Annotated in this window: 16 protein-coding genes; 13 read left to right on the top strand and 3 right to left on the bottom strand. The window is 26.9% G+C overall.

Annotated features, from left to right (window positions below; translation table 11 throughout):
* Positions 1 to 15: 15 nt before the first annotated feature.
* The 3 genes from ABUA17_RS08400 to licT all read right to left on the bottom strand — a co-directional run bounded on the left by ABUA17_RS08400 (position 16) and on the right by licT (position 2,839).
* Positions 16 to 450 (bottom strand): PTS sugar transporter subunit IIA, encoded by a 435-nt coding sequence (locus ABUA17_RS08400; protein WP_242833229.1) that lies wholly within the window; start codon positions 448 to 450, stop codon positions 16 to 18.
* A 62-nt stretch (positions 451 to 512) separates the two neighbouring features.
* Entirely contained in the window at positions 513 to 1,889 is a 1,377-nt protein-coding gene (locus tag ABUA17_RS08395; RefSeq protein WP_195952460.1) for a PTS transporter subunit EIIC, read from the bottom strand.
* A 107-nt stretch (positions 1,890 to 1,996) separates the two neighbouring features.
* Complete coding sequence (licT, locus tag ABUA17_RS08390) at positions 1,997 to 2,839, bottom strand: BglG family transcription antiterminator LicT (protein WP_195952459.1); 843 nt, start codon at positions 2,837 to 2,839, stop codon at positions 1,997 to 1,999.
* 548 nt (positions 2,840 to 3,387) lie between these two features.
* Here licT and ABUA17_RS08385 point away from each other — a divergent pair.
* From ABUA17_RS08385 to ABUA17_RS08325, 13 genes are all read left to right on the top strand, one after another.
* A complete protein-coding gene (locus ABUA17_RS08385) occupies positions 3,388 to 3,900 on the top strand; it encodes a flavodoxin family protein (RefSeq protein WP_055292075.1) in 513 nt (170 codons plus the stop codon).
* On the top strand, positions 3,888 to 4,490 hold the full coding sequence (locus ABUA17_RS08380; protein WP_042395568.1) for an NADPH-dependent FMN reductase family protein: 603 nt from the start codon (positions 3,888 to 3,890) through the stop codon (positions 4,488 to 4,490). The genes ABUA17_RS08385 and ABUA17_RS08380 overlap by 13 nt, the downstream gene beginning before the upstream one ends.
* Before the next feature lie 324 nt (positions 4,491 to 4,814).
* Complete coding sequence (locus ABUA17_RS08375; RefSeq protein ID WP_055292071.1) at positions 4,815 to 5,156, top strand: hypothetical protein; 342 nt, start codon at positions 4,815 to 4,817, stop codon at positions 5,154 to 5,156.
* Between the two features lie 191 nt (positions 5,157 to 5,347).
* Complete coding sequence (locus tag ABUA17_RS08370) at positions 5,348 to 5,635, top strand: TIGR04104 family putative zinc finger protein (protein WP_078061287.1); 288 nt, start codon at positions 5,348 to 5,350, stop codon at positions 5,633 to 5,635.
* Positions 5,636 to 5,824: 189 nt separating this feature from the next.
* Entirely contained in the window at positions 5,825 to 6,778 is a 954-nt protein-coding gene (locus ABUA17_RS08365; RefSeq protein ID WP_195952458.1) for a M28 family metallopeptidase, read from the top strand.
* Between the two features lie 35 nt (positions 6,779 to 6,813).
* Positions 6,814 to 7,005 (top strand): DUF6019 family protein, encoded by a 192-nt coding sequence (locus tag ABUA17_RS08360; protein ID WP_042395576.1) that lies wholly within the window; start codon positions 6,814 to 6,816, stop codon positions 7,003 to 7,005.
* Positions 7,006 to 7,454: 449 nt separating this feature from the next.
* Entirely contained in the window at positions 7,455 to 7,754 is a 300-nt protein-coding gene (locus ABUA17_RS08355; protein ID WP_042395579.1) for a hypothetical protein, read from the top strand.
* A 428-nt stretch (positions 7,755 to 8,182) separates the two neighbouring features.
* Positions 8,183 to 8,848 carry an N-acetylmannosamine-6-phosphate 2-epimerase gene (locus ABUA17_RS08350; protein WP_042395582.1) on the top strand — a complete coding sequence of 222 codons (666 nt, stop codon included), beginning with the start codon at positions 8,183 to 8,185 and terminating at the stop codon, positions 8,846 to 8,848.
* Positions 8,849 to 8,982: 134 nt separating this feature from the next.
* On the top strand, positions 8,983 to 9,849 hold the full coding sequence (locus ABUA17_RS08345; RefSeq protein ID WP_042395585.1) for an N-acetylneuraminate lyase: 867 nt from the start codon (positions 8,983 to 8,985) through the stop codon (positions 9,847 to 9,849).
* Between the two features lie 28 nt (positions 9,850 to 9,877).
* Positions 9,878 to 11,419, top strand: a complete 1,542-nt coding sequence (locus ABUA17_RS08340; protein WP_042395588.1) for a sodium:solute symporter family protein — start codon at positions 9,878 to 9,880, stop codon at positions 11,417 to 11,419.
* Between the two features lie 2 nt (positions 11,420 to 11,421).
* A complete protein-coding gene (locus ABUA17_RS08335) occupies positions 11,422 to 11,874 on the top strand; it encodes a NanQ anomerase/TabA/YiaL family protein (protein WP_154820947.1) in 453 nt (150 codons plus the stop codon).
* A 122-nt stretch (positions 11,875 to 11,996) separates the two neighbouring features.
* A complete protein-coding gene (locus ABUA17_RS08330; protein WP_055292065.1) occupies positions 11,997 to 12,875 on the top strand; it encodes an ROK family protein in 879 nt (292 codons plus the stop codon).
* Positions 12,876 to 12,941: 66 nt separating this feature from the next.
* Complete coding sequence (locus ABUA17_RS08325; RefSeq protein WP_042395599.1) at positions 12,942 to 13,778, top strand: MurR/RpiR family transcriptional regulator; 837 nt, start codon at positions 12,942 to 12,944, stop codon at positions 13,776 to 13,778.
* Positions 13,779 to 14,002 lie beyond the last annotated feature (224 nt).

The following is a 14,002-nucleotide window of genomic DNA, read 5'->3' as shown; positions in this document are numbered from 1 at the left end:
ATCCTTTCTTGGCAATTAAACAATAGTTAAGATGTTATCTAGTATTTTAACTTCTTCTTTTTCAGATAACATTGGAACAGCTTTAATATAATTATCAATATTAGTTACTACAATAGGCGTTATTAAATTATAACCTTCCTTATTTAAAGAATTTATATCAAATTCAAGTAATAAATCTCCTAAATTAACTTCTGTCCCATTAGATACATGAGATTTGAAATACTTACCGTTTAATTTCATGGTATCTAAACCTATGTGTATTAAAAGCTCTACTCCAGTATTAGTTTTAAATAAAATTCCATGTTTGCTTTCCATTATAGAAATAACTGTACCATCTGCTGGTGCGTATACTTTTCCATCAGTAGGGATTATTGCTACACCATCACCAACAAGTTTGTCAGAAAAAGTTCTATCAGGAACATTTGATAATTTCTCTAATGTTCCTGCAATAGGAGAGTATATCTCAATTCTTTCTACAAGTGGTTTTTCTTCAATTTTATCTTCATCAATATTTAATTTTTTTTTTCTTCTAGATTAATATCCTTAAATCCAAATAAAATTGTTAATATAAATGAAGCAACAAAAGAAACAATGATCATTATAACACCTGCAAGTAAATTACCCATTCCAGCTTCACCTATAAATGCAGGGATAGCCATAATACTGTTTTGAGCAATATATAAAGAAACTTGTAATATTCCTCCAACAATACCTCCAATACCAGCAGCAATAGAAGCAGCAATAACAGGACGTTTTAATTTTAATGTAACACCATAAAGTGCTGGTTCAGTTATACCCATTAAAGCAGAAATACCTGATGCACTAGCTAATTGTTTCATATCTTTGTCCTTAGATTTTACAGCAACAGCAAGAGATGCTCCAGATTGAGCAATGTTTGAACAAACTTGAGAAACAAATATTAACTTATCAGCTCCACCAGTAGCTATTGCATTTAATCCAATTGGAGTTAAAGCATGATGCATACCAGTCATAACAATAAATGGGAAAGTGGCACCTAAAATACCAACAATAACAAAACCTAATTTTGTAGATAAGAAGTTAATTGCAACAGCTAACCAATCACCAATTAATCCTCCTAAAGGTCCAACAACTATTAAAGCAATTGGAGCACTAATAAGCATTATAAGTGTAGGGTTTAATATTAATTTAAATATACGTGGTGTAATTTTATCAACTAATTTTTCAATATATGACATAATCCAAACCATTAAAATAACAGGAATTACTGAGTAAGCATATGAAAACTTAGTAATTGGAAGTCCAAATAGTGATATTGGATCTTGTGATGCTATCATTGCAGTAAAATTTGGATGTAAAAATACTCCGGCAATAATTAATGCAAGTGCTTGATTAACATGAAATACCTTTGCAGCATTAGCAGCAATTAGGAATGGCATAAAGTAAAAGGCAACATCTCCAATAAAGTTAATTACTTGATAACTACTACTTGTAGTTTCAACTAAATTAAAAGTTGTTAGTAAAGTTAATACAACTTTTATCATACCTGCAGCAGTTAATGCTGGTATCATAGGAGTCATACATCCTGTAATTGAATCTACAACCTTTGAAACAATTCCTTTTGAATTAGTTTCAATATCAGATGAATTATCATCAGATGGGGCACCTAAAGCAAGTAATTCTTTATACATTTCATTAACATCATTACCAACAATAATTTGAAGTTGGTCATTGTGCCAGTTAATTCCTGATACTTCTGAAAGACTATTTATTGAATCTTTATCAATTTTACTTTTATCATTTAAGTAAAAGCGTAATCTTGTCATACAGTGAAATACTTTTTTGATGTTTTCCTTTCCTCCTAGTGCTTCTGTTAATTTCTTAGAATCATTTTTATAATCTTTTTTCATTCTAAGTATCCTCCTTAAAAATATAATTTATATTTAAGGTTTTGCCTGAACGCTACGAATATTAAGTTCGTATTTCAGTAACAAGCCAAAGATAACAGTAATAAATTTTATAATGTTGATTTCTCAGTAATTGATTGAATATGCATTGTAAGATAAAGCATTTCTTCTTCAGTAAGTTTATAATTATATTTATCATCCATCGTTAAATAAATTAATTTAACACATCCATAAGCTTCTTTATATTGATTTCTAATGATTTCAAATAAATTAGTATCTTCTTTATAATTAAGTTCTTTATGAAGAAATCTTTGTGCAAAATATTTTAAATGTGTAATAAACCTTTGATAATATAAGCTTTCTTCATCAAAAACAATTGAATCATAATATCTTTTAACTATCTCCATTATTTCGTTTACAATATGAGATATTTTAAACCCATCATTTTTACCTTCAGAATCTTGTGCATTAACAAAATGTAGTGCAATAAATCCAGCTTCATCTAAAGGTAAATTTACGTTGAATTTTGCATTTAGCTTTTCAAGCATATCTAAGCCGATTTTATATTCTAGTTTATATAATTGCTTAATATCTAAAAGTAATAAATTGTTTATAGATATTCCTTCGTTAAATCGTTTAATTGTTCCGGTTAAATGGTCGCTTAATGATATGTAAATGCTATTATTTAATTTAATATCATAGGAATTTTTAATATCATCAACATATTCTTGAACAAAATCCAAGTAATCTTCAGGAATTGATGTTAAATAAGATTGTAATTCTTTACTGTTTTTAGAGTTTTCAGGTGTAAATATTTTTTCAATAACAGATTCGTCTAAAAGATCCCATCTTTTTTTGTTAAAGCCAATTCCACGGCCTTTTACTATTATTTCATTTCCTTGCACGTCGCTAGCAAGGACTAAATTATTATTTAATATTTTTCTTATTTTCATAAAAACATCCCCCATCGATATAAAAAAAGACCAATAGTATAGCAAAAAAACTGCTAACTATTGGTCTTGCCTGACGATATATAATATTTCAGTAACAAACCAATTTAATCATATCTAATATGACTTACGCTTGACATAATTGAATATTAACATATATTTTACAACTTGTCTACTACATTTTTGTAAAATTTATCAAAAAATGAATACGTTTAATGGCTTTGTATGTGTAGTGGAGCTGATTTAGGAAGCTAAGATATATTTTAGTAAAATCAAAATTGTGGAGTAACTTAGTATAAAAAATATAACGAAGATGAAATTAAATATTAAATTATGAAAATACCGTACTATTCAAAAGAGAATATACGGTATTTTTTAGTGCGCAATTCATTAAAATCACCAATACTTTGAAATTATTACGAAGTAATAAAATTTGATCTTTAAAAATTAAATAATATAGTATAGAAAATATGGTGTAATTATAAAAAATATGATAGTATATACCCTAGAAAATGAAACTTTTGAATTTTATTGAGTTAGGAGATGATATTATGAATTTGCTAATTACTGATGTCGATTTAGATATTAATTTAATTGAATCTGAAAACTCTAGATATATTGATATATCAAAACTAAAGATAGCTAATTGTCTAGGTTGCTTCAATTGTTGGACAAGAACTCCAGGTAAATGTATCATACGAGATGATGCAGTTAGGGTTTATCCATTAATTGCGAAAAGTAAAAATTTAATTTATGTAACAAAAATTAAATTTGGGACCTATGATACACCTCTAAAAACTTTACTTGAACGTTCTTTACCAATTCAACAAGCATTTATAAGGCTTTATCATGGAGAAGCTCATCATGTTCAACGTGATGTAGAATTAAAAAATGCAACAATTATTGTATATGGAAATATTTCAGAAGAAGAAAAAAATTTATTCAAAAAACTTGTTGATAGAAATTCGCATAATATGCTATTTGAAAATTATAAAATATTATTTGTTCAAGAAGAGGATTTAAATAATATTGTTAGAAAAGAGGTTTTATTATGGGGAAATTAATTATTATAAATGGAAGTCCTAGAGCTAGCAAATCTAACTCTAAAAAGTATGCAGAAGTATTTAAAGAGCATTATAAAGGGGAAATTTTAGAATATAATATTGTATCAAAAAAACACGAAGACTTATTTGAAAAAATAAATGAGTATTCTGATATTCTTTTTATATTTCCATTATATGTTGATAGTATTCCTGCAGTGTTTACAGCTTTTTTAAAAAGCTTGGAAGAATATAAGATTGATATTAAGCCTACAATACATGTATTAATTAATTGTGGATTTATTGAATCAGAACAAAATTTTATAGCGGTGGAAATAATAAAATTTTTTGCAAGACAAAATGGCTATCCTTTTGGATCTACTTTATGTATTGGTGGAGGAGAAGCTATAATGGGAACACCATTTGCTTTTTTAGCAAAAAGAAAAATTAAAAAGTTTGCTAACTCTATTAATAATGGTAAAAAAAGTTTTTATACTGTAACTATGCCATTAACTAAGAAACTTTTTATAAAAGCTTCTACAAATTATTGGATTAAATACGGTGAAAGAAACGGAATAACTAGAGAAGAAATGGAAACTATGAAAATTGAATAAATTATATAGAAAATATTATTAATTTTGTATTAAAATACCGTATTATTCAAAAAGAATATACGGTATTTTTTAGTGTTCAATTCAAAAATAGGAGGAGAATATGGATTTAAAAAATCAAATAGAAAATATAATTTGGCATATAGAAAACAATAGATAGGTTTCTGGAGATACTATAGTGCTAAATGATGTGCTGAAAGCGTTAAAAAATATAGAAAAACGCTTAAAGTAGATTGGAAATTATTGCGAACTAAATGATCTTTGAAAATTGAATAATACGGTATTTAAATATTAAATGTAGTAAATAATATTTATGAGGTGAATATTATGAGAAAGAAAGTAATCTATATAGCAACATTAATAATAACAGTTCTAATTTTTGCTACAAACAATGTATATGCAAATACTCCTATTACGCCTATTAATAATGCTTACAAGGAAGGAATTTACAAATTAGATAAAAATGATAAAGGAGAATATAATTTGCAATACCAATTTCTTAATAAAGATAGTGATTCTGCAATTATTGTATTGGATCAAAATGCTGATATAGTTTATAAAAATATAAACTGTAATAGAAAATGTAACGCTGGTACAATAACAAACAAGAATACTATTATATTAATAACCGATGGAGAAGTAGAGTTAGATTTTACTAAAATAAATTAGAGAGTAAATAGTAAAAAAATACCGTATTATTCAACTGAATATACGGTATTTTTTAGTGAGTAATTCAAAATTATTGTAAGTAGTTTTAATATGGTGAGAATTAAGGGGTATTTGGAATTAATATGTAAAGTATGATTTTTCTAGTGTATAATTGTATTATATGACAAATTTAAAAAGGATAGGAGAGGGAAATTATTCAAAAATGTATTAAATGCAAAAGAAACTTTTCATATGTGGAATTACTATTTTCTATATGGCCATTTTCTGGTTATAAAAAAATAGAATGTAAAAATTGTAATTTTGCATTGAAAATTAACAATGTATCTAGATTAATAATAGCAGTATTAATACCGTTACCTCTATTAGTTCAAACATATTTATTCAAATTAGGAATTAATATTCTAGTATTTTATTTACTATATTTATCATTCATTATTGTATTAAGTCCATTAATAGTAAGATATAAATTAATAGAATAATGGATAATCTTAATTAGTTATTCAGTAGATTAAATCAATAATCTTAATACGATGTAAAGGGAGAATAAAATGTGGGTTAGTTTTGCTATTATATGATTTATTATTTTATGTATAATTTTATATTATATCATCAGAATAGCTATAGAACATATATATTTATCTGTAATATTAAATGAATAGGGGGCTAATATGAATAAAATAAGATTTCTGCTAATAGTGTTAAGTGTATTTTTATTATATGGTTGTAATGATAATAATGTAGAACAAGATGAAAGTGAGGTTGGAAGTAATATTATTGTTCAAGAAGAAAATCTCGACGGAAAATTTACAGTTAGCGAAGTAGTTGAATACTTATGTTCAGAAAAAGTTAAAGATAGGGAATATAATAAAGAAGGGAATCAAAAAGCAACTGAATATATTGATGAATTGTATAAACAATTAAATTTAGAATTTGTTTTTGGTAAATCATATTTAGACAATTTTCCCTATGATGGTAGAAATATTAGCAATGTTATTGGCAAAATTAGTGGAAACGATAGCAGCACTGCTATTATTTTGACAGCTCACTTTGATGCTTGGTTTAATGGAGCTGTTGATAATGCATCAGGTGTTGCTACAGTTCTTGAAATAGCTAAATTATTAGAGGATACATCAAAAAAAGAGTCTCTTAATTATGATGTTATTTTTCTAATGACTAATGGAGAAATGGCTCTTTTTGCAGGCAGTAGAGATTTTGTAACAAAGCTTGAACAATTACAATATCAAAATATTTTTAACATAAATATTGACTGTGTTGGAATGAAAGATTCATATAATTCTAATCCTTTAGGTTTAAAAACTTTAAGTAGAATTAGTGAGTCGCAAATATTATATTTAGGTATTAAGGAGATTTTTAATAATAATAATATAGATTTTGTTGATGATTATCCTACAGAAAAGGCTAAAATTGCTTTTGAGCAAAATATGGGAGTAAGCGATTATTTTGCATTTGAGGAAAATGATTATCCGAATATTCATATATGTCAACAGGGTATTTCGGAATTTATTTTAAATGAAAAAGATACTCCAGAATTGCTAGATTATAAAAAGATAGAGAAGCTCGCTTATGTATTATCTATCTATATTAAAGGTATAATATTGTAAGGTATTAATTGAAGATATTTTTGGGGGGGATAGTTATGTGGGAAGAATTAGGGATTAGCGGTGGAACTGCTATTATCACTTTAATTGTAATATACTTTGTTATTAAATGGTCAGTTAAAAATGGAATTAAGGAAGCGTATAAAGATATTACAGGAAAGAAATTACCAGAAGATGAAGCATGGGTATTTTCTTTGAGAAATCATAAACACAAAGATTCAAATATTTAAAAATAACTACAAAGGTATATAAAATAAATTAAATATACTGTGAATAATATTAAAATATTAAGAAGATGAAATTAAATATTAAATTAATGAAAATACCGTATTATTAAAAAGTGAATATCCGGTATTTTTTATTCATAATTCAAAAATAAAGTACACTATTTTTAAATATTGTGAATGGTAAATTACAATCACAAAAGTTAATACATGGTATTGGTAATTAATATGTAAATTATACTTTATTTAGTGTATAATTGTTTTATTAGATGCTAAATATATGTGAGGAGAAAAATTATGAGCAATAAAAAAATTGGATAAAAGCAGGTATATTACATTTTTCGTATGTTCTGTTGTTTAGTAAAGGTATAGGAGTATGACTTTATGAGAAAATATTATAGTTTTTGGATTTCTTATTGCAATATTTTTTAATTAATAATAAGGGGGGAATATTAATGGAGGGTATAGTTTGGATTATAGCATTAATTGGAGGGGTATATGTATTTGGTATGTCTACCTCGCCTAGTGGAGAAATAGAAAAAATTTCAGATGAAAAAAATATATATGGTATAAGTGAGGATTTAATTAATATCCTAAAACAGAAAAAAAATATTTACTTAATAAAGATTTTAATAGTATCAATAATAATATTTATTATTATAAGTAATTTTTTATACACTCAAGATAAATCTATAACATATCTTTTATCAGTTATTGTGGCAAGTATTTTAATTAAGGAATATGAAAGAAGATAATAGTTACAGATTGAGTAAAAGTTCTATATAAGATATGTACATTAAGAAAGCAAAGAATAGTTTACTATGAAGTGATTAAAAATATAAAATATTGAGTCTTAAAAGGATGTCCTAATGAACTGACCTATTGTGATGTAGACAGGGGTAGCTCATTAGGGCATCCTTTATTTTGTATTAATTTCCATATTGTTTTAAAAATAAAACAAAAAACATTTAATAAAAATGAATTTCTGAAAATAAATTTCAAAATAAAAATGAAATTTATTTTCTTTTTTTACTAAAAATCAATATAAAATCTTATTAAAATAATAAAATTAAGAAAAAAGAAAATAATTTATGAAAATTACTTGCAAAGTAAATGATTACATGATATTATAATATCAACAAGTGAAAATTATTTTCTTTAAATCTTGATGGGAGGAGTTTATATGCTAAATAAGGTAAAAGGTAAACTTATAGTTTCATGTCAAGCCTTAGATGACGAGCCGTTACATAGTTCATTCATAATGGGAAGAATGGCAAAGGCAGCAAAAGAAGGTGGAGCAGTTGCTATAAGAGCACAAGGGGTAGAAGATATTATAGAAATAAAAAAAGTAACGGGATTACCTATCATAGGAATAATTAAGAAGTGTTATGAAGATTCACCAATATATATAACACCTACAAAAGAAGAGGTGGACAAGCTTTTAAATACTAAATGTGAAATGATAGCTTTAGATGCTACAGAAAGAAAAAGACCAAATGGAGAATCGTTAAAAGACTTAGTAGATTATATAAAAAGTAATGGAGTATTAGTTATGGCAGATATATCTACTTATGAAGAAGCAGTTAAAGCAGAAGAATTAGGCGTTGATTGTGTATCTACAACATTATCTGGATATACAAAGTATTCAACACAGGGAGATGGACCAGATTTAGAGCTTATTAAAAGGTTATCTAAAGATTTAAAAATACCTGTAATTGGAGAAGGAAAAATAAATACTCCGGAAGAATTAAGACAAGCATTTGAATGTGGAGCATATTCATGTGTAGTTGGAGGAGCAATTACAAGACCACAATTAATAACAAAGAAATTTGTTAAATCAATAAGTTAAATCATTTACTAAACTTTAATAAAAAATCATACTGGTAGACAAGCTATTAAGCTAAATACCAGATGTTTAGTAAATTAGAAATAAATAATTTTTTTAAATTTTAAGTAAACATTTACAAAATGGAGGGTTAAAAAATGAAGGGAATTTATTCAGCATTATTAGTATCTTTTGATAAGGAAGGAAACATTAACGAAAAGGGTCTTAGACAAATTATAAGACATAACATCGACAAAAATAAAGTTGATGGTTTATATGTTGGTGGAAGCACAGGAGAAAACTTTATGCTTTCAACAGAAGAAAAGAAAGAAATATTTAGAATTGCTAAAGATGAAGCAAAGGATGCAGTAAAGTTAATTGCGCAAGTAGGATCAATTAATGTTAAGGAATCAGTAGAACTTGCAAAATATGCAACAGAACTTGGATATGATTCATTATCAGCAGTAACACCTTTTTATTATAAATTTGATTTTGAAGAAATTAAGGATTATTACAATACAATAATAAATTCAGTTGACAACACTATGATAATTTACTCAATTCCATTCTTAACAGGAGTAAATATGAGTTTAGATCAATTTGCAGAGTTATTTGAAAATGAAAAAATAATTGGTGTTAAATTCACAGCAGCAGACTTCTATTTATTAGAAAGAATGAGAAAAAGATTCCCAGACAAATTAATTTATGCAGGATTTGATGAAATGATGTTACCAGCAACAGTTCTAGGAGTAGATGGAGCTATTGGTTCAACATTTAATGTAAATGGTAAGAGAGCTAGAGAAATATTTGAATTAGCTAAAGAAGGTAGAATTGCTGAAGCATTAGAAGTTCAACATGTTACTAATGACTTAATTACTGATATATTAGCAAACGGTTTATATGGAACTTTAAAATTATTACTAGAAGAAGAAGGTGTGGAAGCTGGATATTGCAGAAAGCCAATGAAGGAAGCTACACCAGAAATGGTTAAGCAAGCTAAAGTTATCTACAATAAATACTTCTAAAATTTAAAGGTATAAAGGAGAGATTAAAGTGAAGGGTTTTACATGGATTGATATGGTTGTGCTCGTAGTATATCTAGGAGCAGTTTTATTAGCAGGGTTAGCATTCTCAAAGAAAGAAATGAAGGGTAAGGAATTCTTTAAGGGGGATGGAACTATACCTTGGTGGGTTACATCTGTTTCTATATTTGCTACATTATTAAGTCCAATATCGTTCTTATCATTAGCAGGTAACTCTTATGGAGGAAGTTGGATATTATGGTTTGCACAATTAGGTATGATTATTGCAATTCCATTAACTATAAGATTCTTCTTACCTTTATATAGCAGATTAAAAATAGATACAGCATATGAATACTTAGAAATAAGATATAAAAATAAAGGCCTTAGAATTTTAGGTGCTTTAATGTTTATAATATATCAAATTGGACGTATGTCTATCATTATGTATTTACCATCTATGGTATTAGCTCAACTTACAGGAATTAATGTAAACATATTAATAATAGTTATGGGTGTTATTGCTATAATTTACTCATATACAGGTGGATTAAAATCAGTATTATGGACTGACTTTATTCAAGGTATGGTATTAATAGTTGGAGTTACATTTGCATTAGGATTCTTATTATTTAGTATCGATGGTGGAATAGGATCTGTATTTAGTGAATTAGCTGGAGGAAAGTTCTTAGCACCAACAGATGTAGTTTTTGATATAAACATATTAAAGAACAGTGCATTTATAATTTTAGTAGGTGCAGGGTTCAATACATTCTCATCATATATTTCAAGCCAAGACATAGTACAAAGATTTACAACTACAACAGATATTAAACAATTAAAGAAGATGACTTATGGAAATGGAGTATTATCAATATTCTTAGCAACAGTATTTTATTTAATAGGAACAGCATTATTTGTTTTCTATAATCAAAATCCAGCATTAGCACAAACAGCTCAACAAGACCAAATTTTTGCATCATATATAGCATACCAATTACCAGTTGGTATAACAGGAATATTATTAGCAGCTATATATGCAGCATCACAATCAACATTATCAACTGGATTAAATTCAGTTGCAACAAGCTGGACATTAGATATTCAATCTAAAATATCTTCTAAAGAATTAAGTTTTGAAAAGCAAACAAAAATAGCTCAATATATATCATTAGGTGTTGGTATTGTATCAATTGCAGTATCAATGGTACTTGCAAATGGTGAAATTAAATCAGCTTATGAATGGTTTAATAGCTTTATGGGATTAGTTCTTGGAGTATTAGCAGGAATCTTCGTTTTAGGAGCTTTCACAAAGAAAGCAACAAGCTTAGGTGCTTATGTAGCTTTTGCAGTATCAGCAGCACTTGTTGTATTCTTAAAGTACAATGTTCCAAGTGTAACTTCATGGGCATATGCAATTATTTCTATATCAACATCAGTAGTTGTTGGATATATAACAAGTTCCATAGAACTTGCTGTAACTGGCAAAAAGGTAAATACTTTAGATGCTGCAACAGTTTTCTGTGATAGAGAAACTGATGAATCTTTAAGAGGAGAACTAGAAGGAGTATAAGTATGATTTTTGGAAATATAAAAGATAAAGAAAGATATAATTTTATAGATGAAAGAATTTTAGAATGCTTTAAATATGCTATTGAAAATAACTTGAATAAATTTAGTACAGGAACTCATGAAATTAATGGTGATGATGTATTCGTTAACGTAGTATCTTATAAAACTACAAATAAAGCAGATAGATTTTGGGAAGCTCATAGAAAATATATTGATGTTCATTTAATGTTAGATGGAACAGAAAAAATTGCTCTTAATCATATTGATAATTTAGAGCAAAAGGAATATGAAGAAGAAGGAGATTTCTTACCTCTAAATGGAGAGGAATCTGCTGTAGTAACATTAGAAAAAGGTGATTTTTTAATATGTTACCCAGAAGATGCTCATATGACAGCTATAAAGGTTGATGAAAGTAAAGATATTAAAAAAGCAATATTTAAAGTAAAGATAATTTAAAAACTGTTAAGGGAGTATTTTTGTACTCCCTTTTAAGTAATTTTATAGATATAAGATAAATTGATAATGGCTTTTATAAAATATTGGTAGGTTTTAATTTAAAAAGTGGCAAAGGTGATATTATGAAAAAATATATTTGTATAGATATTGGTGGAACAGCAATAAAACATTCTGTTATAAAAGAAAATGGAGAAATTATTACAATGTCTCAAATTGATACAGAAGCTAGTAAAGGTGGATTGTCAATTTTAGAAAAAGCAAAAAACATAATAAGAAATTATATAACTGAACATAAAGTTGAGGGGATATGTGTATCAACAGCTGGAATGGTTGATCCTAAAGAAGGGAAAATAGTATATGCTTCTAGTTTAATACCAAATTATACAGGAGTTGAAATTAAAAAAGAGTTAGAAAAGGAATTTGATATACCCTGTGAAGTAGAAAATGATGTGAATTGTGCAGGGCTTGGAGAATACTGGCTTGGAGCAGCTAAAGATTCACATTCATGTGTATGCTTAACTATTGGTACAGGAATAGGTGGATGTGTTATAATTAATGGCAAAGTAATCCATGGATTTAGCAATAGTGCCGGAGAAGTGGGATATATGCTAATTAATGGATGTGCATTTCAAGACATAGCTGCAACTAGCAAATTAGTTGAGAAAGTTGCAATAAGAAAGAATCTTAGTAAAGATAGCATCAACGGAAAGATAATTTTTGATTTAGCTAAAAAAGGTGATGTTGATTGTATTGAAGAAATAGATAATTTAGTTGATAATTTAGCATTAGGTATTTCATATATTGTGTATGTTATTAATCCAGAAGTAGTTGTGCTTGGCGGAGGAATAATGGCACAAAAAGATTATTTAAAAGAAAGAATTAATAAGGCTTTAAAAGAAAAACTTATTGAAAGAGTATATAAAAATGTTAAAATTGAATTTGCAGAAAATCAAAATAATGCAGGAATGTTAGGAGCTTTATATAATTTTAAAAGCAGATAATTATATAATTTTAAGATAATATAAAACAAAATATTAAGTAAAAGTAGTAGTGGCAGGAGAGAAGAAATGGGCATATTAAATCAGTTGGATACTCCAAATTTTAAGACAAGTAAGTCGGATAAGCAGATAATTGAATATATAAGAAATAATGCAGAAAAAGTTATTTACATGAGTATATCAGAAGCTGCAAAAGAAACTAATACAGGTGAAGCAACAGTAACTAGATTTGCTAAAAAAATGGGGTTTTCAGGGTTTCAAGATTTTAAGGTAACCTTAGCTCAAGAAATATCATTAAAAAATAGCAATAGTATTATTAATAATGAAATAAGTAATAATGAAGATGTATTAGAAACAGCTAATAAGCTTTTAAGAAACAATATTAATGTATTAGAAAGAACTGTTAATAAATTAAATACTAATGATATATATGAGTGTGCTGATTTAATAAAAAATTGCAAGAAGGCATATTTTATGGGAGTTGGATATTCAGGAATAGTTGCACAAGACTCTAATTATAAATTTATGAGAATAGGCATAAATAGCATGTATTATCAAGATACACATACTATGATAATGATGTCTGCACTTGCAAATGAAGGTGAAGTTGTATTAGCAATTTCTCATTCTGGAGAAACTGAAGAAATTATTAAGTCTGTAAAAATTGCAAAGGAAAATGGTGCGAAAATAATTGCAATAACTGAAAATGAAAATTCAACACTTGCAAGAGTTTCTGATATAAATTTAAATTATGTTTCTTCTGAAACTTTGCTTGAAAGTGGAGCAGTATCATCAAAAATAGCACAAATATTTATTGTGGATTTAATATATACACAAGTTGTAAAAGAAATGCAAATTGATGCTGTAAGTAGAAAAATTAAAACTACTGAAGCAATTTATAAGTAATTATAAGTTAAACAAGAAATGGTAAGGTATATTGATAAAGTTAATTAATTTAATAAGAATAATAGTTTGTTTAAGATAGAAAATTTAATAAGAGGATAATAAAAAAGGGGCTGTCGCACTAAATAATTAGTGCGAGGCCCCTTTTGCAAAAAAAAATAAATCCCAGACTCTATAAGCCTAGGATTTATGGTAAAATATTTTTCATGCTAACAAAAAAAATCTTA

It is taken from the genome of Clostridium sp. RTP31139st1_H3_RTP31139_211217, assembly GCF_040227035.1.
Lineage (GTDB): Bacteria > Bacillota > Clostridia > Clostridiales > Clostridiaceae > Clostridium > Clostridium saudiense.
Note: the sequence above shows the minus strand (reverse complement) of the source record. Positions and strands in the feature narration are given on the sequence as shown.

Coding starts and splice junctions, on each gene's coding strand:
- ABUA17_RS08395 (WP_195952460.1), bottom strand. CDS start 1,889: ATGAAAAAAGATTATAAAAATGATTCTAAGAAATTAACAGAAGCACTA.
- licT (WP_195952459.1), bottom strand. CDS start 2,839: ATGAAAATAAGAAAAATATTAAATAATAATTTAGTCCTTGCTAGCGAC.
- ABUA17_RS08385 (WP_055292075.1), top strand. CDS start 3,388: ATGAATTTGCTAATTACTGATGTCGATTTAGATATTAATTTAATTGAA.
- ABUA17_RS08380 (WP_042395568.1), top strand. CDS start 3,888: ATGGGGAAATTAATTATTATAAATGGAAGTCCTAGAGCTAGCAAATCT.
- ABUA17_RS08375 (WP_055292071.1), top strand. CDS start 4,815: ATGAGAAAGAAAGTAATCTATATAGCAACATTAATAATAACAGTTCTA.
- ABUA17_RS08365 (WP_195952458.1), top strand. CDS start 5,825: ATGAATAAAATAAGATTTCTGCTAATAGTGTTAAGTGTATTTTTATTA.
- ABUA17_RS08360 (WP_042395576.1), top strand. CDS start 6,814: ATGTGGGAAGAATTAGGGATTAGCGGTGGAACTGCTATTATCACTTTA.
- ABUA17_RS08355 (WP_042395579.1), top strand. CDS start 7,455: ATGGAGGGTATAGTTTGGATTATAGCATTAATTGGAGGGGTATATGTA.
- ABUA17_RS08350 (WP_042395582.1), top strand. CDS start 8,183: ATGCTAAATAAGGTAAAAGGTAAACTTATAGTTTCATGTCAAGCCTTA.
- ABUA17_RS08345 (WP_042395585.1), top strand. CDS start 8,983: ATGAAGGGAATTTATTCAGCATTATTAGTATCTTTTGATAAGGAAGGA.
- ABUA17_RS08335 (WP_154820947.1), top strand. CDS start 11,422: ATGATTTTTGGAAATATAAAAGATAAAGAAAGATATAATTTTATAGAT.
- ABUA17_RS08330 (WP_055292065.1), top strand. CDS start 11,997: ATGAAAAAATATATTTGTATAGATATTGGTGGAACAGCAATAAAACAT.
- ABUA17_RS08325 (WP_042395599.1), top strand. CDS start 12,942: ATGGGCATATTAAATCAGTTGGATACTCCAAATTTTAAGACAAGTAAG.